The organism is Micromonospora noduli (assembly GCF_003264475.1).
GTDB lineage: Bacteria > Actinomycetota > Actinomycetes > Mycobacteriales > Micromonosporaceae > Micromonospora > Micromonospora noduli.
Window position 1 is genome coordinate 98,680 of the sequence record NZ_PYAC01000008.1, and the last position, 21,773, is coordinate 120,452.

22 protein-coding genes are annotated in these 21,773 nt (G+C 71.3%); 9 read left to right on the forward strand and 13 right to left on the reverse strand.

Features of this window, described 5'->3' with window-relative positions:
- Positions 1-22: 22 nt before the first annotated feature.
- On the reverse strand, positions 23-907 hold the full coding sequence (locus tag MED15_RS10830; RefSeq protein ID WP_112735490.1) for a class I SAM-dependent methyltransferase: 885 nt from the start codon (positions 905-907) through the stop codon (positions 23-25).
- Between the two features lie 104 nt (positions 908-1,011).
- Complete coding sequence (locus MED15_RS10835) at positions 1,012-1,629, reverse strand: pyridoxamine 5'-phosphate oxidase family protein (RefSeq protein WP_112585787.1); 618 nt, start codon at positions 1,627-1,629, stop codon at positions 1,012-1,014.
- 166 nt (positions 1,630-1,795) lie between these two features.
- Between MED15_RS10835 and MED15_RS10840 the strand changes: the two genes are divergently transcribed.
- From MED15_RS10840 to MED15_RS10850, 3 genes are read left to right on the forward strand one after another with little or no spacing between them, the layout of a single operon-like run.
- A complete protein-coding gene (locus MED15_RS10840) occupies positions 1,796-2,299 on the forward strand; it encodes a DUF2231 domain-containing protein (protein ID WP_091395370.1) in 504 nt (167 codons plus the stop codon).
- The gene (locus MED15_RS10845) at positions 2,299-2,850 is read left to right on the forward strand and encodes an Hsp20/alpha crystallin family protein (protein WP_112585789.1); all 552 of its coding nucleotides are present in this window, start codon (positions 2,299-2,301) and stop codon (positions 2,848-2,850) included. Before MED15_RS10840 ends, MED15_RS10845 begins: the two co-directional genes overlap by 1 nt.
- 8 nt (positions 2,851-2,858) lie before the next feature.
- Positions 2,859-3,965: a glycosyltransferase family 9 protein gene (locus tag MED15_RS10850; protein WP_112735492.1), complete on the forward strand. Its 1,107-nt coding sequence runs from the start codon at positions 2,859-2,861 to the stop codon at positions 3,963-3,965.
- 1 nt (position 3,966) lies between these two features.
- Here the strand turns inward: MED15_RS10850 and MED15_RS10855 are convergent, their stop codons facing one another.
- Positions 3,967-4,845, reverse strand: a complete 879-nt coding sequence (locus tag MED15_RS10855) for a glycosyltransferase family 2 protein (RefSeq protein WP_112602120.1) — start codon at positions 4,843-4,845, stop codon at positions 3,967-3,969.
- On the reverse strand, positions 4,842-6,677 hold the full coding sequence (gene rfaE2, locus MED15_RS10860; RefSeq protein ID WP_112735494.1) for a D-glycero-beta-D-manno-heptose 1-phosphate adenylyltransferase: 1,836 nt from the start codon (positions 6,675-6,677) through the stop codon (positions 4,842-4,844). The genes MED15_RS10855 and rfaE2 overlap by 4 nt, the downstream gene beginning before the upstream one ends.
- 181 nt (positions 6,678-6,858) lie before the next feature.
- Here rfaE2 and MED15_RS10865 point away from each other — a divergent pair, with 181 nt between their 5' ends.
- Complete coding sequence (locus tag MED15_RS10865; RefSeq protein WP_112677663.1) at positions 6,859-7,401, forward strand: type 1 glutamine amidotransferase domain-containing protein; 543 nt, start codon at positions 6,859-6,861, stop codon at positions 7,399-7,401.
- Positions 7,402-7,572: 171 nt separating this feature from the next.
- Positions 7,573-9,249, forward strand: a complete 1,677-nt coding sequence (locus MED15_RS10870) for an MDR family MFS transporter (protein WP_112585799.1) — start codon at positions 7,573-7,575, stop codon at positions 9,247-9,249.
- Positions 9,250-9,313: 64 nt separating this feature from the next.
- Here the strand turns inward: MED15_RS10870 and MED15_RS10875 are convergent, their stop codons facing one another.
- Positions 9,314-9,946 carry a TetR/AcrR family transcriptional regulator gene (locus tag MED15_RS10875; RefSeq protein ID WP_112585801.1) on the reverse strand — a complete coding sequence of 211 codons (633 nt, stop codon included), beginning with the start codon at positions 9,944-9,946 and terminating at the stop codon, positions 9,314-9,316.
- Between the two features lie 125 nt (positions 9,947-10,071).
- Here MED15_RS10875 and MED15_RS10880 point away from each other — a divergent pair, with 125 nt between their 5' ends.
- Positions 10,072-11,106, forward strand: coding sequence for an aldo/keto reductase (locus tag MED15_RS10880; protein WP_112699930.1), 1,035 nt, complete (start codon positions 10,072-10,074; stop codon positions 11,104-11,106).
- A 35-nt stretch (positions 11,107-11,141) separates the two neighbouring features.
- On the opposite strand, the gene MED15_RS10885 is transcribed toward MED15_RS10880, so the two are convergent.
- Complete coding sequence (locus MED15_RS10885) at positions 11,142-11,633, reverse strand: NUDIX domain-containing protein (protein ID WP_112735496.1); 492 nt, start codon at positions 11,631-11,633, stop codon at positions 11,142-11,144.
- A gap of 71 nt (positions 11,634-11,704) precedes the next feature.
- On the opposite strand from MED15_RS10885, the gene MED15_RS10890 reads away from it, so the two are divergent.
- Positions 11,705-13,339: a fatty acid--CoA ligase gene (locus tag MED15_RS10890; RefSeq protein WP_208646629.1), complete on the forward strand. Its 1,635-nt coding sequence runs from the start codon at positions 11,705-11,707 to the stop codon at positions 13,337-13,339.
- Between the two features lie 183 nt (positions 13,340-13,522).
- Here the strand turns inward: MED15_RS10890 and MED15_RS10895 are convergent, their stop codons facing one another.
- From MED15_RS10895 to ku, 6 genes are all read right to left on the reverse strand, one after another.
- A complete protein-coding gene (locus MED15_RS10895) occupies positions 13,523-14,533 on the reverse strand; it encodes an NADPH:quinone reductase (RefSeq protein WP_112585807.1) in 1,011 nt (336 codons plus the stop codon).
- 28 nt (positions 14,534-14,561) lie between these two features.
- Positions 14,562-15,215: an HAD family hydrolase gene (locus tag MED15_RS10900; RefSeq protein ID WP_112585809.1), complete on the reverse strand. Its 654-nt coding sequence runs from the start codon at positions 15,213-15,215 to the stop codon at positions 14,562-14,564.
- 32 nt (positions 15,216-15,247) lie between these two features.
- Positions 15,248-16,075 (reverse strand): SCO6745 family protein, encoded by an 828-nt coding sequence (locus MED15_RS10905; protein WP_112735685.1) that lies wholly within the window; start codon positions 16,073-16,075, stop codon positions 15,248-15,250.
- Between the two features lie 189 nt (positions 16,076-16,264).
- A complete protein-coding gene (locus MED15_RS10910) occupies positions 16,265-16,936 on the reverse strand; it encodes an FKBP-type peptidyl-prolyl cis-trans isomerase (RefSeq protein WP_112585811.1) in 672 nt (223 codons plus the stop codon).
- Positions 16,937-17,082: 146 nt separating this feature from the next.
- Positions 17,083-17,721, reverse strand: a complete 639-nt coding sequence (locus MED15_RS10915; RefSeq protein ID WP_112735500.1) for a DUF4241 domain-containing protein — start codon at positions 17,719-17,721, stop codon at positions 17,083-17,085.
- Between the two features lie 73 nt (positions 17,722-17,794).
- Positions 17,795-18,823, reverse strand: coding sequence for a non-homologous end joining protein Ku (ku, locus tag MED15_RS10920; RefSeq protein WP_091395326.1), 1,029 nt, complete (start codon positions 18,821-18,823; stop codon positions 17,795-17,797).
- Positions 18,824-18,908: 85 nt separating this feature from the next.
- Here ku and ligD (MED15_RS10925) point away from each other — a divergent pair, with 85 nt between their 5' ends.
- Together ligD (MED15_RS10925) and ligD (MED15_RS10930) are read left to right on the forward strand one after the other, a co-directional pair.
- Positions 18,909-19,850 carry a non-homologous end-joining DNA ligase gene (gene ligD, locus MED15_RS10925; RefSeq protein ID WP_112733034.1) on the forward strand — a complete coding sequence of 314 codons (942 nt, stop codon included), beginning with the start codon at positions 18,909-18,911 and terminating at the stop codon, positions 19,848-19,850.
- The gene (ligD, locus tag MED15_RS10930) at positions 19,840-20,751 is read left to right on the forward strand and encodes a non-homologous end-joining DNA ligase (RefSeq protein ID WP_112585819.1); all 912 of its coding nucleotides are present in this window, start codon (positions 19,840-19,842) and stop codon (positions 20,749-20,751) included. The genes ligD (MED15_RS10925) and ligD (MED15_RS10930) overlap by 11 nt, the downstream gene beginning before the upstream one ends.
- A 103-nt stretch (positions 20,752-20,854) precedes the next feature.
- Here the strand turns inward: ligD (MED15_RS10930) and MED15_RS10935 are convergent, their stop codons facing one another.
- Positions 20,855-21,754: an NAD(P)-dependent oxidoreductase gene (locus tag MED15_RS10935; protein ID WP_112699936.1), complete on the reverse strand. Its 900-nt coding sequence runs from the start codon at positions 21,752-21,754 to the stop codon at positions 20,855-20,857.
- Positions 21,755-21,773: the final 19 nt, after the last annotated feature.

Consider the following 21,773-nt stretch of genomic DNA (forward strand, 5'->3'; position numbering starts at 1 on the left):
AGCTCGATGCGCCACAAGAGCCTCACGCCTTCTGAAGCACGATCAAGTGGTACTCCAGCCAACGCCGTGACAATCCAGCCTGCAGCGCTGAACCGCCAATCATGTTGGCCCAGAACGGCATCTCGACAAGACGGTTGCGAAGCCGTGGAAGTACGGCTGTGGCGCCGACAGCCAGCTTGATCACGCGGTCGCGGGGCCGACCGAGGTGCAGGTACGGGGTGAGATCCAGGTCCTCGACCAGGCGCAAGCCGGCGCGCTCGGACATGGCGACCAGCTCGGCCACGGTATGCAAGCTTCCGACGCGCCAGCCGGCGCGGAACTGGTCGAGACAGCGCTCCCGAGCGGCGAGCCCTCGATCCTTCTCGGTCGCCCAGTCGTCGCACAGGATGAGGCGGCCTCCAGGGCGCAACCGATCCACCAGGGACGGGATCAGGTTCTCCAGCGACGGCGAGTGAACGACCGCCTCCACGGCGACCATGGCGTCGTAGTGCGGTTCCGCGGGCAGCTCGGCGAAGTCGGCACAGATCACGTCACAGCGGTCGGTCAGTCCTTCGCGGTCGAACCGCTTCGCTGCGATCTCGGCCTGCACTCGGCTGATGGTTACCCCGGAGACGAACCCGTCCACCTCGCGGGCCAAGCGAACCATCGTCCCGCCGACACCACAGCCAAGGTCAAGCACCCTTGCGCTTCCCGCAGGAACGTGCCCGCGCAAACGCTCGATCATGAGGCGGTTGACGGTGTCCATGGCCGCTGCTGTGTTCGCGACGTCCGGCGTCCACACGCCACGATGGATGGCGTCACTGCCTGGGCTCTCGGCAACCAGGAGGAACCGACGCGTGTTGTCGTCGTAGTAGTCGGCGACGCGATCAACGTGGCCAGACGCATCCTGTTCAGTTACCGAGCCCATCGACGAAAGCTATCAGGCGGCCTCCGGGGCCGTGACTTTCCGTAAGCGTAGGTTGACGAATCGATGTCGTCCGGCGGCGCGGTGTTCCTGTCGCGCCGCGCGGGTCAGACGTAGATCTTCGTGGCGTACGCCGGGCCGTAGTGCCGTTCCAGGTCTTCGAGGCTCTCCGTCGGGGCCTCGACCTCCTTGATCAGGCGTGCCCGGGACGGCAGTGCCTCCGGCTGCCAGGTCTCCGGCCGCCACAGCGCCGACCGCAGGAATGCCTTTGCGCAGTGGTAGAAGATCTGCTCGATCTCCACCACCACGGCGAGCACCGGCCGGTGCCCCTTGACCACCATGTCGTCGAACCAGGGCGCGTCACTGACCAGGCGGGCCCGCCCGTTGATCCGCAGCGTGTCGGTCCGCCCGGGGATCAGGAAGAGCAACCCGATGTGCGGGTTGTCGAGGATGTTTGTGTAGCCGTCGGCCCGCCTGTTGCCGGGCCGCTCGGGCAGCGCGATGGTCGTGTCGTCCAGCACCAGGGCGAACCCGGCCGGGTCGCCCTTGGGCGAGACGTCGCAGCTGCCGTCCGCGCCGGCCGTGGCCATCAGACAGAACGGCGAGGCGCCGAGCCACTCGCGGTCCCGTTCGTGCAGCCGGGGGCGTTCCTTGCTGGCGGCCCGCGCGTTCGGTACGCCAAGAAGCTCGCGCAACTCCTCGTGCGAAGTGATCTCCACCGTCACGTTGATCCTCCCTCAGGCGTTGACCCGGTGGCGGGCACCACCGTCGTCAGCCTAGGCCGCCGTGACCAGCGCGAGGTTTGTGCCTGGTTGCCGGGGGTACGGCCTCACCCGACGCGCTCGCCGCACGAGACCGTTCCGCAGGACGCCGACCAGTGGAGGCCGGGAGATGGAGAGCCGACTCAAGGTACTGGGCCACCCGGTCCATCCGATGCTGGTGATGTTCCCGGTCGCGCTGCTGGCCACGGCGGTGCTGTTCGACGTGGTGGACACCGTCGGCGGTCCCGACTTCCTCGGCGAGGTCGCGTACTGGAACATCACCGTCGGCCTGATCGGCGGCCTGCTCGCCGCGGCGGCCGGCTCGTTCGACCTGCTGGCGATCCCGACCGGCACCCGCGCCAAGCGGGTGGGTCTGCTGCACGCGGGCGCCAACGTCGCGGTGATCCTGCTCTTCGCCGCCGTGTGGGCGGTGCGGCTCAACGCGGATTCCCGGGCCGCCGGCGGGGCACTCGTCGCCATCGAGGTGGTCGCGCTGGCGATTCTCGGCATCAGCGCCTGGCTCGGTGGTGAGCTGGTCGACCGGCTCGGTGTGGGCGTCGACAGTGACGCCGGCCTGGACGCGCCCAGCTCACTACGGCCGCCGGCGGCCACCCAGCGGATCGGAGAGGTGTGATGAGCGAGCAGCAGTTTGGCGGCTTCGGCCGGGGGTGGCGCGGCAGTCGGCAGCAGGGCTGGGACCCGATGGGGGAGTTGCAGTCGCTGCGCTCCGAGTTGAGTCGCCTGGTGGGTGGTCGCGGCGGGACGTCCGACGTCGAGTTGACCGAGACCTCGGACGGCTGGGAGGTCGTCGTCCGGCTGCCCGGAGTGGCGCCGGAGGAGGTGGCCGTCGAGTTGGACGACCGGGAGTTGTGCGTGCGGGCCCGCTCGGAGGCAGAGGTCAACGCCGACCAGGGCATCCCCGGCGGCTTCGAGACGCGCGGCTTCGAGTACCGGGTCAACCTGCCGGCGCGGGTCGACCCGGACACCATCGACGCGGTGATGGACCACGGCCTGCTCCGGGTCCGGCTGCCACGGGCGACCCGGCCCGCGCCGCGCACCATCACCGTCGGCCGCACCGGGCCGCGCTCCGGCGACCTCTCCACGGGTACGCCGATGCCAGCCGATCCCGCAGCGGACCGGGAGCTGCACCGCCCGGACACCGCTGGCGAGATCGACCGGCCGTAGCGGGTCGGGTGGTCACCCCGTCCGTGCTCGGTCCGACCGCCGAGCGCCTTCCCGACGTGCGGCGGATCGCCGTGCTGCGCGCCAACGCGCTCGGTGACTTCATCTTCGCCCTGCCGGCGTTGGACGCGTTGCGCAGCGCGTACCCCTCGGCGGAGATCGTGCTGCTCGGGGCGCCGTGGCACGCGAAGCTCTGGCGCGACCGGCCCGGCCCGGTGGACCGGGTGCTGGTGGTGCCGCCGGCAGCCGGCATCCGTACGCCGGAGCCGGGCGAGCCCGAGTCGTCGATGGACGACTTCGTGGCCGCTGCCGCCGGTGCGGAATTCGACCTGGCGGTGCAGATCCACGGCGGGGGTGCCAACTCCAACCCGCTGATCGGTCGGCTCGGTGCCCGGTTGGCCGTCGGCCTGCGCACCGACGACGCGCCGCCGCTGGACCGGTGGCTGCGCTACGTCTACTACCAGCATGAGGTGATCCGCTACCTGGAGGTGGTGGCGCTGGCGGGAGCGCCGGCCACCACCATCACGCCGACGCTGGCGGTGACCGACGCCGACCGGGCCGAGGCCGCCCAGGTGCTCGGCCCGGCAAGCCGTCCCCGGGTGGCGTTGCATCCGGGTGCCACCGACACCCGCCGCCGCTGGCCCGCCGAGCGCTTCGCCGAGGTGGCCCGTGCGCTGCACGAGGACGGCTACGAGGTGCTGGTCACCGGCACGCCCTCCGAGCAGGAGGTGGTAGACCGGGTCGTCGCTGCGGCGCAGGTGCCGGTGCGCCCACAGGTGGGCACGCTCAGCCTGGGCGGGCTGGTCGGTTGCTACGCCGACTGCGCGTTGGTCGTCTCGAACGACACCGGCCCGCTGCACCTGGCCGCCGCGGTGGGCGCGCCCACTGTGGGCATCTTCTGGGTCGGCAACCTGATCAACGGGGCCAGCCCGCTGCGGGGTCGGCACCGACCGATCAGCTCGTGGACGGTGCACTGCCCGGTCTGCGGGGTCGACTGCACACCGGGCATCTATCCGCACCGGCCCGGCGACGGTGAGTGCCCGCACCGGGACTCGTTCGTGACCGACGTACCGGTGATCGAGGTGCTGGAAGCCGCCCGGGAGTTGCTCACCCCGTAGGTCAGGCCGGCTGCGGGCTGTCCTCGTCGGCGAGGACGACCTCCCAAGCCTCCACGTCCCGGTCGGTGACCGTGGTGGGGGACTCCAGGTGGTACGCGCCGCTGGGCAGGATGCCCGCGCCGCCGTGGCGGGACAACACGGCGAGCTGCGCGGCCACGTCCTCGCCCTGGTGCTTCTCCTGCACCCGACGCCAGAAGTCGAAGCCGCCGGCGTCGACGAGCTTGGCCCGGTCGTAGAGCACGCACCCGCCGATCCAGGAGACCTTGTACGCCCGCCACGCGCCCGGCGGCAGCGCCAACTGCTCGGTGATGTGCAGCAGGTTCGCGGCCGAGTGGATCCGGGCCCGGTTCCACTCCGGGGTGTCGGGTCGGATCCGCTCCGGTGTGGGCGGGCCGGCCCACTCCTCGTAGTGGCCGTGCGATTCCGGCCGTACGTCATCGGTGTACGAGAGCCCGTGTACACCGTTGCCGACGAACCCGCAGCCCAGCTCACCGATCGCGGTGACCAGTCGGTGCATCGCACCCGGTTCCAGCCAGATGTCGTCGTCGAGGCTGAGGACGTACCGGGCGGCCGAGGCGGCGAGCAGGTACGCCCGGTGTTCGGCCAACCCCCGTCGAGGCAGCCGGCGGGTCAGCAGCACCGGGTGGCCCCGGTGGCGCAGCGCCCGGACCATGGTTGCCGCGGCGGGATGCGTGTACGCCGGGTCCCCGTCGGACTGGTCGCTGACGACCACGCCGAAGCCGGGTACCCCGTCCTGGGCGGCGAGCCCGCCCAGGGTGACGGCCAGCTCGGCGGGCCGGTTCCGGGTCGGAATCAGCACGTCGACCAGCCGGTCGGCGCGAAACTCCTCCGGGGTGCCGAGGTCGAGAGGGCGGTTCACGACGCCTGGGTGCGGGTGCGCAGCGACGGGTCGGGCTCCCGGTCGTTGGTGTGCGGCGACGGGTCCTGGCTGTGCGACCGGATCCGCTCGATGATCGCGGAGGTGGACCGGTCCGGCACGTACCCCAGGGTGCGCACCTGGCCGCCGAGCCGGCGCACCAGCGGCGCCTCCGGCACCAGCTCCGGCGGATAGTCGCCGCCCTTGACGTACACGTCCGGTCGGACCGCCTCGATCAGCGCGGCCGGTGAGTCCTCCTCGAAGACCACCACGTGGTCAACGCAGGCGAGTGCGGCGAGCAGGGCACCCCGGTCCTCGACCGGGTTGACCGGCCGGTCCGGGCCCTTCAGCCGTCGTACGCTCCCGTCCGAGTTGACCGCCACGATGAGCAGGTCGCCCAACGCGCGGGCCTGCTCCAGGTAGCGCACGTGCCCGCGATGCAGCACGTCGAAGCAGCCGTTGGTGAAGACCACCGACCGTCCCGCCTCGCGGTACTCGGCGACGATCGCGTCCAACTCGTCGCCGCTGACCAGCGCGGGGTGGCTCGTGGTCTCGGTTGGCTGGTCCAGCGCGGCGAGCAGGTCGTCCCGTCGGCAGACGCAGGTGCCGGTGTCCGAGACGGTGATGGTGGCCGCGAGTTGGGCGAGTTGGGCGGCGGTGGGCAGGGGCGCGTCGGCCGCCAGGGCCAACGTCATCGCCGCCAGGTACGCGTCGCCGGCACCCACGGCGTGGCTTGCCGGCACCGGAGTGCTGTGGCTGCGTCGTGGCTCCCCGTCGGCGCCGCCGACCACCGCGCCCTCGGTGTCCAGGGTCACCGCCACCACGTCTGCACCGGTGTGCGCACGCAGTTCGGCCAGCCGTGACCTGGCCAGGACGGCCCGGTCGACGCCCTCTCCGGCCCGGGTGTTCACTGTGACGCCGGTGCCGGTGACGCTGAGCCCGTCACCGGTGAGGGCGACCCGTCCCTCACCCGGGGTGGGCTCGCCGACCGGCCCCGGGCGGTCGGCCCGGGTCAGCTCGGCGGCGGTGTCGTCGGCGCGTACCGCCCCCGGGGCCGCGCCGACGGTCATCTCGGACGGTCCGTCGACCGGGTCGCCGTCCGGGTGTTCCAGGTGCAGTTCGGTCCCGCCGGTCGGTCGGGTCGTACCGCCCGCGCGGGCCAACAGCCGGGTCGCCTCGGCGAAGCTGGGGGTGACCACTGTCGGCGCGAGGCCCCGCCAGTCGGCCAGGTCGTGGGCGTCCAGCGCGACAGTGGCGTACCGCTGGCGGTTCTCGACCAGCCACGCGCGGACCGGCGCGGGCAGCGCGCCCAGGCCGTAGTCGCAGACCACCAGGGTCGGCGCCTCCCCACCGGCGGCGGCGCGCAACTCCTCGGTGGCGCAGCTCAGGGCGGTGAGCAGCCGGCTCACCCCGTCGTGGTCCAGCGCGTCCTCCGGGTCGCCGGAGTCCTCACGCAGCAGGATCTGGTTGCCGGCCAACATCCGCCGCTTGACCGGTGTGGGTCGCCCGGGCTGGTTGACAGTGCGGTCCCAGACGCTCGCGCGGTCCAGGCAGTCGTGCAGTTCGTCCCCTGCGACGTCGGCGCCGACCGGTGCCACCAGCACCGCCCGGCCGCCGAGGGCGGCGACGTTGACGGCGGTGTTCGCGGCCCCACCGGCGGCGGAGATCCGCCGGCGCAGGGTGAGGACCGGGGCGGGCGCCTCCCGGCAGAGCCGGTCGGAGTCGGCGAACCGCCATTCGTCCAACATGGCGTCACCGACGATCAGGACTGGGCGTCCGAGCCAGCTCTCCACGACGGTGGCGAACCGGCGCTGCTCCGCTGCTGCTCCTGCCATGCCTCCCGGGGTCCCCAGCGGCCTGGCGGACAAACCTGCGCGCCGACCGGTCCCGCCGCTGGTCAGGCGGTCTTCGGCGGCTCCTGACCGGTCCTCACCGGTCCGAACCTGTCCGACCTGTTTCGGGCGTTCGAGGGCGGGAAGGGGATTGAGGTACCCCTCGGAAAGGAGATGTACCGAGATGGCAGCGACATTGCAGGGCAAGCGGATCGCCTTCCTGGCCGCCGACGGCGTCGAGGAGGTCGAGTACGTCCAGCCACGCGAGGCGGTCGAGAACGCCGGCGCGACGGCCGAGCTGGTCTCGCTGAAGCCCGGTTCCATCCAGTCCTTCAACCACCTGGACCATTCCAAGACGTACGACGTGGACGTCACAGTCGACAAGGCCGACGCCGCCGGCTACGACGCGCTGGTGCTGCCCGGAGGGGTGGCGAACCCGGACTTCCTGCGGGGCGACCCGGACGCGGTGCGGTTCGTGAAGGCGTTCTTCGACGCTGGCAAGCCCGTCGGCGTGATCTGTCACGGCCCGTGGACGCTGATCGAGGCGGACGTGGTGCGGGGCCGGCGGATCACCTCCTGGCCGACACTGCGTACCGACCTGACCAACGCCGGAGCCACCTGGGTGGACGAGGAGTGCGTCACCGACGGCAACCTGACCAGCAGCCGCAAACCCGACGATCTCCCCGCCTTCTGCGCAGCAATCACCAAAACCTTCACCACCCCCTAACGCCCCCCAGCCCTTTCCCGGTGATCAAGAGGTTTGCGTCAGGAACGCGGTGCGTCATGACGCAAACCTCTTGATCAACGCCAGGAGGCGGGAGCGCGGAGCGGGTGCGGTGCCGGGTTGGTTTTTTGGTGGTTCGGCGCATGTTCTGCGGCTCGCGGGATAGAAGGCCACATGACCACCGAAGCCTCAGATGCGCCGGTGCTGAACCGTCAGCAGATCCGGCTGCTCATGTTGGGCCTGATGACCGGCATGCTGCTGGCCGCACTCGACCAGACCATCGTTGGTACGGCGCTGCCGACCATCGTGGGCGAGTTGGGCGGGATCAACCACTACTCCTGGGTGGTCACCGCGTACCTGCTCGCCTCGACCGCGTCGACGCCGCTCTACGGCAAGATGGCCGACCTGTACGGGCGTCGGCCGGTCTTCCTCTTCTCGATCGGCACGTTCCTGCTCGGGTCGTTGCTGGCCGGGCTGTCGCAGAACATGACCCAGCTGATCGTCACCCGGGGTATCCAGGGTCTCGGCGCCGGTGGTCTGCTGACGCTCGCGTTCACCATCATCTCGGACGTGGTGTCACCCCGGGAGCGTGGTCGGTACCAGGGCCTGTTCGGCGCGGTCTTCGGGATCTCGTCGGTCGCCGGGCCGCTGGTGGGCGGTTACTTTGCGGAGACCGACTGGCGGTGGATCTTCTACATCAACGTGCCGCTGGCGATCCTGGCCATCGTCGTCTGCTACCACGTGATGCGGTTGATCCCGTTCGAACGTCGGGACCACTCGATCGACTGGCTCGGCGCCGGCCTGCTGGTGGCCGGCGTGAGTTCGCTGCTGCTCGCGCTGAGCTGGGGTGGCAACGAGTACGCCTGGGGTTCCGGAGTGATCATCGGGCTCTTCGTGGCCGGCGTGGTGCTGGGGGTGCTCTTCGTCCTCCAGGAGGCCCGGGTGGCCGAGCCGATCCTGCCGCTGCGGCTGTTCCGGAGCGCCACCTTCGCGCTGGCCAACTCGGCCCTGCTCATCATCGGTCTGGTGATGTTCGGTTCGATCATCTTCATTCCGCTGTACCTGCAGATCGTGAAGGGCGCCTCGCCGACCCGAAGCGGTCTGCTGATGCTGCCGATGATGGCCGGCATCATCATCACCTCGATCCTGACCGGCCGCGCGATGACCCGGATCGGCCGCTACAAGTGGTTCCCGGTGGCCGGTTCGGCGACCCTCCTGGTCGGCATGTTCCTCTTCACCCAGTTGGAGGTGGCCACCTCACTCTGGGTGGCGTTCGGGTACATGGTGGTGATCGGCGTCGGGCTGGGTCTGTGTATGCAGTCGCTGATCCTGGCTGTGCAAAACGCGGTCTCGGTACGCGACCTGGGTGCTGGCACCTCCTCGGCGACCTTCTTCCGGTCGCTTGGCGGTTCGTTCGGGGTGGCGATTCTCGGCACTGTGCTCTCGTCCCGGCTGACCAGCGGACTCGCCGACCGGTTGCCCGGCGCGATCGCGCAGCTCCCGCCGCAGGAGCAGGCCGCGGTGGCGGCGAGTGGCGGCGCCAACATCTCGATCAACGATCCGGCCACCATCCTGGCCCTGCCGGGGCCGGTCCGTGCGGCCATCCAGGGCGCCTTCGTCGACGCGCTGGACATGGTCTTCCTGACCGCCGGCCTGATCGCGATCGTGGCGGTGGTGGTCACCCTGACGCTGCCCAACACGCAGCTTCGGGGTGCCGGCCCGCAGGGTGCCACCGGTGGTGCCGACCCGCTCGGCGGGGAGGCCCCGGCTCCGGGCGGCAAGCCGTTGACCCGCGAGTCGAAGGAGGAGGCCGCCGCCGACATGGAGGCCAAGTCGCAGACGATGATCTGAGCGTCTCGACACCGACCGCCCCGGGACCGCCCCGGGGCGGTCGGTGTCGGCCGGGTCCAGGTGGTCAGGCGGGGCGGCGGTAGGCGCCGTACCACCAGGTCGCGGCCAACTCCCGGGCGGCTGCCGCGTCGGTCTCGGGGTCGGCCGAGGTCGTGCTGACGTGGTCGGCGAGGAAGCGGTCGCCGCCGACCACGATCAGCCGGCTGGCCGTCGTCACGTCCAGGTCGGCGGGGGTACGTCCGGCCTGCTGCTCGATCCGGAGCGCGTCCACGGTGCGGGCCACGAACTGCTCCAGCCCGGCCGCCCAGTACTCCCGGACCGCCTCGTCGTACGCGGCGACCTCGCTGACCGCGGCCAGCACCGGGGCGTATGTCCGGTATATCCGGATCACGTCGGCGAAGGCCTCGGTCAGCCGCGTGAGCGGGTCGCCGGGGCCGCCCGGGTCCCACTCGCCGGTGCGGTCGAACGAACTCTCCCGCATGGTGCCGGCGAGGCGCATGAGCAGCTCGGTCTTGTCCCGGAAGTGGGTGTAGAAGGTCGACCGCGCCACGCCGGCCTCGGCGGCGATCCGCTGCACGCCGAGGTCGGTGAAGCGGATCCCCTCCTTCAGGAGCCGTTCGGTGGCCGCCAGCACCCGCGCTTCGACGGCCGCGCGTCCGTCGGGGTTGCGCGGGCGGCGGCGGGTGATCGAGGGCATAGCCGGAATCCTAGGTGGCCGGGGGTCGGCTCGGCGACGTACGCTCGTTGCCGGACACAGTGTCCGACATAGTGACCACGGAGTGCCTGACCTCGGCCTCCGACCCACCACGAGGAGCAACACACGTGAAGTACCGACTGCTGGGCACCACCGGGGTGTACGTCTCGGAGATCTCGCTCGGCGCGATGACCTTCGGCGGCAGCGGGCACCCGCTCTGGGGCACCCTGGGTGGGCTGGCGCTGCCCGAGGTGCAGCGGCTGGTGGACACCGCGCTGGACGCGGGCGTCAACTTCGTCGACACCGCCGACGGCTACAGCGACGGCGAGAGCGAGGAGCTGCTCGGCAAGGCGCTCGGCAAGCGGCGTCGCGACGTCGTACTGGCGACGAAGGTGCACTCCCGGACGGGCCCCGGCCCGAACGACGTCGGCACCTCCCGGCTGCACATCATGCAGAACCTGGAGGACAGCCTGCGCCGGCTGGGCACCGATCACATCGATCTGTACCAGATCCACAACTTCGACCAGATCACTCCCATGGAGGAGATGCTGCGCGCGCTCGACGACGCGGTCCGGCAGGGCAAGGTCCGCTACATCGGCGCCGCCAACTTCGCCGCCTGGCAGATCTCCAAGGCGCTGGGTATCTCCGCCCGGGAGAAGTTGGCCGGGTTCGTCTCGGTGCAGGAGTACTACTCGCTGCTGGGCCGGGACGTGGAGCGCGACGTGGTGCCGATGGCGCTCAACGAGGGTGTCGGACTGACCGTCTGGAGCCCGCTCGCCGGTGGTTTCCTCTCCGGCAAGGTCAGCCGGGACGGTGCCGTCGCCGACAGTGGCGCGCGGAGCGCCCAGCCCGGGTACGCCAGCTTCACCCCGTTCGACCCGGAGCACGCCTTCGGCGTGGTCGACGTGCTCAAGGGTGTCGCCGAGCGGCACGAGGTGAGCCCGGCCCGGGTGGCGGTCGCCTGGCTGCTGTCCCGACCGGCCGTGACCAGCGTGATCGTCGGTGCCCGCAAGCACGAGCAGTTGGTCGACAACATCGCCGCCTCGGATCTCACGCTGACCGAGCAGGACCTCACCGAGCTGGACGAGGCCACCAAGCTGCCGGTCGCGTACCCGAACTGGATCCAGGAAGGGTTCTTCGCCGGGCTCCGCCTGCCGCAGTGAGGCACGGCCCCGGGGTCGGTGGCCCCGGGGCCGCCCTACTTGAGGATGAGCCGGTTCGTCTGCTCGAAGACGTCCAGGTCGGCAAGGGTCTCGATGACCGAGGTGGAGAGTGGGGCGGGAAACCGGTCGCGGGCGAAGAAGCTGGCGTCCGTGGTCTCGTCGGTGACCCGGGCCAACTGCCCGTCCCACTCCTCCACCTTGAACGCCGTCGTGAACACCTGGTACGTGTGGCCGTACATGTTTGTGCTCGTCCGGTCCGGGCCGGTGTAGAGGGCGAACGCGCAGACCCGCAGCGCGCGCAGCCCGGTCTCCTCACGGACCTCGCGTACGGCGCAGTCGGCGATCGACTCGCCCAGTTCCATCGCGCCGGCCGGCATGGCCCACTGGCCGTTGTCCGAGCGTTTGATCAGCAGAATGCGTCCGGCGTCGTCGTTGACCACGGCACGGGCGCCGACGAACATCAGCGTCCGGTCCCCGGCGAGCGCGCGCAACTGCCCCACGTATGAGTCGGCCCAGGAGATGCTCACCTGCGACAACTTACGGGGGTTCCCAACGTGTGACCGCCGACACTAGCTTGTTACCCATGCGTAGCACGATGATGGACGCCCCTCTGCAGATCTCCCGGATCCTCGACCACGGTGCACTGGTGCACGGCACGGCCGAGGTGGTCACCTGGACGGGCGCCGAACCCCGCCGGATGACGTACGCCGAGGTGGGCCGGGCCGCCGCCCGGCTGGCACACGGGCTGCGCGACGAGTGTGGGGTGACCGGCGACGAGCGGGTCGCGACCTTCATGTGGAACAACAACGAGCACCTGGTCGCCTACTTCGCGGTGCCGAGCATGGGCGCGGTGCTGCACACGCTCAACATCCGGCTCTTCCCCGACCAGGTCGTCTACATCGCCAACCACGCCGAGGACCGGGTGGTCCTCGTCGACAGCACGCTCATCCCGCTGCTGGCCAGGGTGATCGGTGAGCTGACCACTGTGCGGCACGTCGTGGTGGTCGGCGGTGGTGACCCGGCGCCGCTGGTGGCGGCGGCCGGCGACCGGATCACTGTGCACCACTGGGACGCGTTGCTCGCCGACCGGCCCGACACGTACGACTGGCCCGAGGTGGACGAGCGCGACGCCGCCGCCCTCTGCTACACCTCGGGCACCACCGGCAACCCGAAGGGCGTGGCCTACTCGCACCGGTCGATCTATCTGCACTCGTTGCAGGTCTGCATGCCGGAGGGTTTCGGCCTCGGCCCGACCGACCGCGAGTTGGCCATCGTGCCGATGTTCCACGCCATGTCCTGGGGCCTGCCCTACGCGGCCTTCCTCTCCGGCGCGTCGCTGATCATGCCGGACCGGTTCCTCCAGGCCGCGCCGATCGCCGAGATGATCGCCGCCGAGCGGCCCACCCTGGCCGGTGCGGTGCCGACCATCTGGACCGACCTGCTGGCCTACCTGGACACCCACGACGTGGACACCTCCTCGCTCGGTGAGGTGATCGTCGGCGGCTCGGCGTGCCCGCCGGCGCTGATGCACGCATTCGACGAGCGGCACGGAATCGATGTCATCCACGCCTGGGGGATGACCGAGATGTCCCCGCTGGGGTCGGTCTCGCGTCCGCCCGCCGGTGCGACCGGTGAGCAGGCCTGGCGCTACCGCTACACCCAGGGGCGGGTGCCGGCGGGCGTGCAGGCGCGGATAGTCGGCCCGTCGGGCGACCCGATGCCCGCCGACGGCACGGCAGTGGGTGAGCTGGAGGTCCGAGGGCCGTGGGTGACCGCCCGGTACGTCGGTGACGACGCCCCGGACGAGGAGAAGTTCCGCGACGGCTGGCTGCGTACCGGCGACGTGGGCACCCTCTCGCCGGACGGGTACATCAACCTGACCGACCGCGCCAAGGACGTGATCAAGTCCGGTGGTGAGTGGATCTCGTCGGTGGAGTTGGAGAACGCGCTGATGGCCCACCCGGCGGTGCTGGAGGCGTGCGTGGTGGGGGTCCCGGACGAGCGATGGGACGAACGCCCGCTGGCCACCGTGGTGGTCCGGGAGGGCGCTTCGGTGACCGCCGAGGAGTTGCGGGACTTCCTGGCCGGGTCGGTGGCGCGCTGGCAGTTGCCCGAGCGCTGGGCGTTCATCGACACGGTGCCGAAGACGAGCGTCGGCAAGTTCGACAAGAAGGTCGTCCGTTCGCGGTACGCCGGGGGCGAGCTGAGTGTCCGGGAGCTGACAGCCCCGTAACGTTTTCCCCGGCACTGTCGCCTGTTGGGGTGGGAGTACTCCTGAACCCTCCCCAGGGGCGGCCCCGGCGTTCGCACCGCGCCGGGGCCGCCCGCTCCACGCGGGGTGACCCGCACCGTCATTGTTGCGAAAGTTATTCGCTTCTGTCCTGCTGACGGGGAAATCGGGTGGTCGGCGACCCGATCAGGCGTCGCTGGTGCTGATGAGCACCTTGCCCACAGTCGAGTCCTCCACCGCCTGATGCGCCGCGGCCGCCTCCGCCAGTGGGTAGTAGTGCAGCGGCAGACCGGCGTCCGCGCCGACCCGGATGCCACCCTGGCTGGCCGCCGCCGCCACGTCCTTCACGCCCTGCGCCTTGGCCGACTTCGGCTCCGTGTAGACCAGGACGAACTGCCAGCGGGCGTTCGGCGCCATCATCGCCCGGATCGGGATGCTCACCTCGTCCCCGCCGTTGTCGGCGTACATGCAGACCGCACCGCCGTGCCGCAGCACCCGTGCGTCGACCGAGGCGTTGCGGGCGGGGGAGACCTCCACGACCGTGTGGACCCCGTCGGGGGCGATCTTGTGGACCTCCTCGACCACGTCCTGCTCCCGATAGTTGATCACGAAGGAGGCACCGGCCGAGGCCGCGAGCTGGGCCTTCTCCGCGCTGCTCACAGTGGCGATCACCGTGGCGTCGGCCCAACGGGCGAGCTGGATCGCGGCATTGCCGACCGCTCCCGCGCCGCCCTGCACCAGCACCGTGTGATCCGCCAGCGCGCCGGCCCGCAGCGTGTCCGGCATGAACTCGCCAGCGGTCAGACAGCGGTGCGCGGTGAGGAACGGGATGCCCAGCGCGGCGCCCAGCTCGAACGGAGCGGCGCCGAGGCGTACCGCCTGCCGGACCGGCACCAGCGTGTACTCCGCCGTCGTGCCCCACTGTCGCTGCCAGGCGGCCTCCCAGATCCACACCCGCTCACCGATCAGGTCGGGGTCGACCCCATCGCCGACCGCCTCGACCACCCCCGCGCCGTCCTGCCCGGGGATCTGCCACCCGTTCGGCGGGGCGTTGCGGCGGGACTTCCAGTCGGTCGGGTTCACCCCGGAGACCGCCATCCGCACCAATACCTCGCCCGCACCCGGCTCCGGCACCGGGCGATCGACCAGATCGAGCACCGAAGGGTCGCCGTTGCGCTCGTACACGATGGCCTTCATCCGTGGTCTCTACCCGGCTCGACCCGGGTCAACCCAGCTGATCCACCAGCTCCGGGGTCAGCTCACCGATCGCGTTCAGCGTGGCCACCGCCAGCCCGGCGGCGTCCGGATCGAGCGGGTACGAGCCGTGCGGCACCGCCACCACCCGCATCCCCGCCGCCGCGGCGGAGCGCACCCCGTTGGACGAGTCCTCCACCGCCACACAGCGGGTCGGGTCGACGCCGAGACGCTGCGCCACGCTCAGGTACACGTCCGGTGCGGGCTTACCCCGCTCGGTCTGCTCGGTGGAGAGGGTCGCGCCGAACGCGTCGGTCAGGCCGGTCGCCGCCAGCGCCGCCTCGATCAGCCTCGTCGGCGACGAACTGGCCAACCCGAGCGGCCACCGCGCGGCCAGCCGGCGGACGACCTGGTCGGCGCCGTCGATGAGGGGTACGTGGTCCCGGTAGCGTCGGGTCATCTCCTCGACCACCTCGACGGCGACCTGCTCGGCGGTGCGGTCGACGCCCAGCTCTCCGCTGAGGTAGTGGGCCCACTCACCGGTGCTCATCCCCATGAGCCGGCGTTGCGTGTCCGGTTGCCACGCCCCGCCGTGGGCCGCCACGTACGCCCGACGGACCTCCTCCCACACCGGCTCGGAATCCACGATCACGCCGTCCAGGTCGAAGACCACCGCATCAGTCACGGGCCCATCCTGCCCGACCGGTGGGTGCCCGGTCAGCCGGGCAACGCGGGCAGACCGAGCGGGCTGCCCTCGGGGAGCAGGGTGTGACCGGACCGGGCGATCGGCTCCAGCAGCTCCCGGAGCCGGTCCGTGTCGTGGGCGCCGAGCGCCTGCCACGGGTGCGCGGCGGCACGGTCGGTGGCGTCCTCGATGGCCTGGAACTCGGCCCGGGCGTGTTCGGTGGCCGCGCCGTCCCCGGTCAGCCAGCCCCGCTCGGTGAGCCGCTCGCGGGCGGCGTGCCACTGCTCCTCGGACCAGCCCCGGCCCAGCAGGTACTGCGGCGGCGAACCGTCCAGCGCGACCCGCCCGGTGAGCGTCTCCACCGGGTCGAGGCCGGCGGCCACCAGCGCCGCCACGTGCCCGTCCCCCCGGTGCTCGCGCAGCGTGGTGGCGGCCTGCCAGAGCCGCGCCAGCGGGTATTCACCCGCCGGGAGGGCCGCGTTGGCAGCGCCGAGCACCCGGCCGGCGGTCTGCGCCGCCGCGGCGGCCCGCTCCAGCAGGTCGGCGGCCTCCACGAGGTGCGACTCCGGAAGCTCGTAGGTCAGCTCGGCGAGCGCCTGCACGGCACCGGTCAGACGGGCGCGCAGCGCCTCCTGCGGGGTGGCCAACCGCCACACCGCAGGCAGCGCGCGGGCCACCATCGGCGGCGCGAAGTTGAAGAAGGCGGCGATCACCGGGGCCGCCTCGGCGGCTCCCAGCGGCGCGGCCCGGCCGGCGAAGTAACCGCGCCAGTAGCCGCGCAGCCCGACCGCCTCGTACGCGGCCCGGGCCCGGGGGTGCAGGTAGGTGACAGTGTGCACCGGCTCGAAGTACGCCCACATCGACCGGGCGGTCCGCCCAGGCTCGTCCAGCGCCGTCACATGCACCTCCGCGTCCCGGTTCCGGATGCTCACCCCGGGCGGCGAACCGCCCGGGGTGACGCCGAACCTACTGCCGCAGGGTGACGGGCCGGAAGCCCCATGTGAACAACTCCATCGCGTCCCGGCGACAACCGGGACGACCCGGACAGGTCACTGGGCGGCGAGCACGTCCACCACGAAGCGCAGCGGACCGGTCGGACGTCCACCGGCGGCGGCCTCGTCGTTGCCGTACGCCAGCTCGCCCGGGATGTCGAGCTGCACCCGGCTGCCCACTGTCACGCCGACCAGACCCTGGTCCCAGCCGGGGATGACCTGGCCGACGCCGATCGGGAAGGTGGCCGGCTGCCCGGCCTTCCAGGAGGAGTCGAACTCCTTGCCGTCCTTGTAGAACACCCCCACGTAGTTGGTGGTGATGTTCTGGCCCTTCTGCACGGCCGGGCCCTTGCCCTTGATCAGCGGGGTGACAGTGAGCTTCTTGAGGTCGCCAGTGCCCGGTGTCACCGCCGGCTTGGTGCCCAGCGCCGGGTCGGCGCCCTCGGGCAGCTGCGGAGCGGGGGGCGCGCCGGCCTCGTCGGGGGCTGGGGCGGAGGCGGACGGGGTCGCGTCGGCCTGGGTCTTGGGCTTGTCGTCGCCCCCACCGATCGTCACGAAGACGCCGATCAGCACCCCGACCACGGCGACGGCGGCGAGGCCGCTGGCCCACGCGTTGCGCTTGCGCCTCGCGTCGGCGGCCTTCTTCTCCGCCAACTGGGCGGCCAGGCGGCGCCCCGACTTGGTTGCCGGGCTCTGGTCCGGGCCCGTCTGCTGCGTCCGCTCGCTCACGTCGTCGACTCCCTGCTGCGAAGTGTGGCCGGCACCCGGTGCCGGGGGGAAAGCCGACGCACACGGTACCCGCACCGCGGCCTACCGTGCCCGCCGCGGACGCCTCGGATCGCCCAGTGCGACAGTTCCGGGGCTTTCCCGGGCGGTTATTCCGGGACGACCATGAAGTCGGTCACGAAGGAGGTGACCCGGCCGTCGGCGGCACGGCCGATCCAGGTGCCGTAGCAGCCGTCGCCCCAGCCCGTGGACACGGTGACGACGTTGGCGCCGCTGGCCTGGTCCAACACGGCGCTGATCAGCCCCGGGACCGGGGACGAGGGCAGCTCGGTCGGGATGAAGACCTCCTCGACCCGGTCGGAGTCCCAGCTCTCCAGGACGGCGAGCGCGGTCGGGTCGGCGAGGGTGCCGACGCCGGCGTCCACCCCGTAGCCGAAGTAGTCGTCCGCGCCGAGCGTGGCGACGTCCTGGTCGCCCGCGACGGCCGGCTCCCAGTGGGTGGTCGGCTCATCGGAGATCACCAGCTGAAACGCGGCCATCCGCCGGTCCACCTCGGCGTCCTCCCGGAGCACCACGGCCACCCAGGCGCGGGCGGCATACCGCCCCGGCGGCACCGTGACCGTGAACGGCTCGGCCTCCGGGCAGACCAGCGGGTCACACCCGACCACCTGGCCGGTGGGCAGCACGACGTCGCCCGCCGGGTGGGCCTCGATCAGGTACGCGCCGTGCTGGTCGGTGAAGCGGGCGCCGGGTGTCAGTAACCGGTCCAGATCAGGGGTGTACGGCATGGGGGCTCCTCCGGTCGCCAGCGGCCGGCGGAGCGTACCCGGCGAGGCGGACACCGCCGCCGCTGCCGTACGGTCAGGCGCTCTTGCGGGGTGCGGTCTTGCGTGCGGCGGTCTTCTTCGCCGGCTCCGCCTTCTTCGCGGCGGTCTTCTTGGCGGCGGTCTTCTTCGCGGGCTCGGCCGCCTTCTTCTCGGCCGTCTTCTTCGCCGCGGTCTTCTTCGCGGGAGCCTTGGCCGCCTTCTTCTCGGCTGCCTTCTGCGCCGAGCGGGCCGACGAGATGGGCGTCGGCTCGCCGCCGCCACCACCGCCGCGGGCCGGCTGCTCGCCGCGAGCCGCCTTGGCGCGCTCCACCGAGGCCTTCAACGCCGCCATCAGGTCCACCGCCGCGGCCGGGGCCTCCTCGACCTCCTCGGGCTGGACGACCTCCCGACCCTCCACCTTGGCGTCGATGACCTCCTGCAACGCGGCCCGGTAGTCGTCGGTGAAGACGTCCGGCTCGAACTCGCCGGTCATCGAGTCGATCAGTGAGCTGGCCATGGCCAGCTCCGGCGGGCGCACCTTGAGATCCTCGTCGAGGAAACCGAAGTCCGGGGTACGGATCTCGTCCGGCCAGAGCATGGTGTTGAGCAGCAGCACACCCTCGCGGACCCGCAGCGTGGCCAGCTGCTCCCGCTGGCGCAGCGCCACCTTGACGATGGCCACCCGCTCCGAGTCGATGAGCGCGTCGCGCAGCAGCACGTACGGCTTGGTCGCCGCGCCCTCCGGCTCGAGAAAGTACGCCTTGTTGTAGAGGATCGGGTCGACCTGCTCGGCCGGCACGAACTCCAGCACGTCGATGGCACGGGAGCTGGTCAGCGGCAGGTCGGCGAAGTCCTCGTCGGTGAGGATCACCATTTCGCCGCCGCCGATGTCGTAGCCCTTGGCGATGTCGTCGTAGGTGACCTCTTCGCCGCAGACCGAGCAGGTGCGCTTGTAGCGGATCCGGCCGCCGTCCTCGCGGTGCACCTGGTGGAACCGAATGTCCTTCTCCTCGGTCGCGGAGTAGAGCTTCACCCCGATCGAGACGAGCCCGAACGACACGGCTCCCTTCCAGATGGCACGCATCCTGCGCTCCCTTCCCCGGTATCGACCATGCTCGCATCCGAAAGAACCGGACGCGAGGTGTTCGGGCTGCTACTACAGTCGGGTCGTGCCCGGCGCGCCGCTCAAGCCGATGCTCGCGATGACCGGGCCGCTCCCGGCGGGTGACGGCTGGGCCTACGAGTTCAAGTGGGACGGCGTCCGCGCTCTGGCCGACATCTCAGGTGGCGGTCAGCACCTGTATGCCCGTTCCGGCGTGGAGATCACCGCCGCGTACCCGGAGTTGGCCACCCTGCCCGAGCAGGTCGACGACGCGCTGCTCGACGGTGAGGTGGTGCTGCTCGGCCAGGGCGGGCAGCCGTCGTTCACTGCGCTGGCCGAGCGGATGCACGTCCGGGACCGGGCCAAGGCGGCCCGGTTGGCGGCGGTCATGCCGGTGACGTACATGATCTTCGACCTGCTCCGGCTGAACGGCGACGACCTGACCGGCTGGCCGTACGAGCGCCGCCGGGAGGCCCTCGACGCGCTTGCGCTCGGTGGCCTCCGGTGGGCGGTGCCGCCGATGTTCGCCGACGGGCCGGCCACCTACGAGGCGGCCGGAGAGCACGGTTTGGAGGGGGTGATGGCCAAGCGGATCGGGGCCGTCTACCGCCCGGGGGTGCGCTCGCCGGACTGGGTGAAGGTCAAGCTGGAGGTGACCGGTGACTTCGTCATCGGCGGTTGGCGGCCGGGAGCCCGCCGGATCGGCGGGCTGCTGGTCGGGGTGCCCGGCCCGGACGGCCGACTGATCTACCGGGGTCGGGTCGGCGGCGGGATCGGCGCGGCCATCGAGCGGCAGCTCCTCGCCGAGCTGGAGCCGCTGCGCTCCGGTGTGTCACCGTTCGCGCCGGGGATGCCGCGCGAGGATGCGCGGGGTGCCATCTGGGTAACACCCCAGGTGGTGGTGGAGGTGAAGTACGGCCAGCGCACCCCCGACGGCCGGCTGCGCTTCCCCCGGGTGCTGAGGTTGCGCCCGGACAAGCCTCCGGAGGAGGTCGACGATGCCGGCTGAACGGCTACGGGTGGACGTCGAGGGTCGCGCGCTGGAGCTGTCCAACCTGGACAAGGTGCTCTACCCGGCGGCCGGGTTCACCAAGGGCGAGGTGATCGACTACTACACCCGGATCTCCCCGGTGCTGCTGCCGCACCTGCGCGACCGACCGCTCACCCGGATCCGCTTCCCCAACGGGGTGGACGACAAGTCGTTCTTCGAGAAGAACACGCCTGCCGCGACCCCGGACTGGGTGCGGGTGGAGAACCTACCCGCGCCCGGGTCGACGAAGGGCCGGGAGACCATCGACTACGTGGTCGCCGACGACCTGCCCACCCTGGTCTGGCTGGCCAACCTGGCCGCGTTGGAGCTGCACACACCCCAGTGGAAGGTGGGCGAACACCCGGACATGATGGTCGTCGACCTGGACCCGGGGCCGCCGGCCGGGCTCGCCGAGTGCTGCCCGGTGGCGGTGCTGATGCGCGACCGGCTCGCCGACGACGGCATCGAGTCGTACCCGAAGACCTCCGGCAAGAAGGGCATGCAGCTCTGCTGCCCGATCGCCGGCACCCAGCCGTCCGACCTCGTCTCCGACTACGCCCGGCGGATCGCCCAGGAGTTGGAGAAGGCCCACCCGAAGCTGATCGTGTCGAAGATGGCGAAGAACCTCCGCCCGGGCAAGGTCTTCATCGACTGGAGTCAGAACAACGCGGCGAAGACCACAGTCGCGCCGTACTCGCTGCGGGCCCAGTCGGTGCCGTCGGTGTCGACGCCGCTGACCTGGGACGAGGTCGAGGCCGGCGCGCGGGGCCGAAAGCCGGCCGTCCGCCAGTTCACCGCCGCCGAGGTCCTGGCCCGGGTCGAGGAGGACGGGGACCTGCTGGCCGCACTGCTCGACGGTGGGCCCGAACTGCCGGACTGAACGAGTAAGTCCTGACTCAAGACGGGGCTGGGGTTGCGGCGAAGGGCGCTGGCCATCCGCTTTGGCTGCCCACCGCCCCAGCCAGGGTTGGGAATTACTCGTCCTACGCCTGATCGGCTGGCACGAGCGATTCGGCGAGCCGGGCGTAGCTGTCGCCGCCGTGGCCTGCCGCGACGGCCCGGTCGATGATCGATTGCACGGCACGCAGCGGTGCGGTCTCGACGCCGCGCGCGGCGGCGGCGTCGACGACGTGGGTGACCGCCGAGCCCGCCGACGCGATGCTGGAAACGTCGGCGGTGAAGGTTCCGGACGTGAGTTGCTCGGCGAACCGGTCGGCCATGTCGGGCAACAGGCCACCGATTCCTCTGGCGAAACGGGCGAACGCGGCCGGCGGGATGCCCTCGGTGCGGGCCAGGGCGAAGGCGTGCGCGAGTCCGCCGACGGACATGGTGAACAGGTCGAGCAACGCCATTTCGTACGCTGCTGCCGTGCCGGCGTCCGAACCGAGGTAGACGCTGGAGCCGCCGAAGCTCTCCAACGACGGAAGGCTGTCGTCGAAGAGGGCCCGCGGACCGCTGTAGAGAATCGTCGCGGCCGGAGTCCCGATGGTTGGCGCGGGCGTCAGGATGGCACCGTCCAGGTAGTTGATGCCCCGCTGAGCGGCCCAGGTCGCCATGCCCCGCGCCTCGGCTGCGTGCCCGCTGCCGAGGTTGACGAGTGGTCCTCTCGGCGGGCTTTCGAGGCCCGACAGGACGGCGCGAGCTGCCCGGTAGTTGATGACGCAGGCGATGACGACCGATGCCCGGCGTGCCGCATCGGCCACCGTCGGAGCGAGCACCGCTCCGGCGGCCACGAGCGCGGCCGCCCGGCCGGGTGTGCGGTTCCAGACCACGGTGGGGTGACCGGCGGCGAGCGACGCGGCGGCCAGCGCCCGACCCATCGGGCCGAGCCCCAGGACGGCGACGGTGGCGGACTGGTTGTCCTCATGATTGCGGTGAGTCACAGCGACGACGCTAAACCTT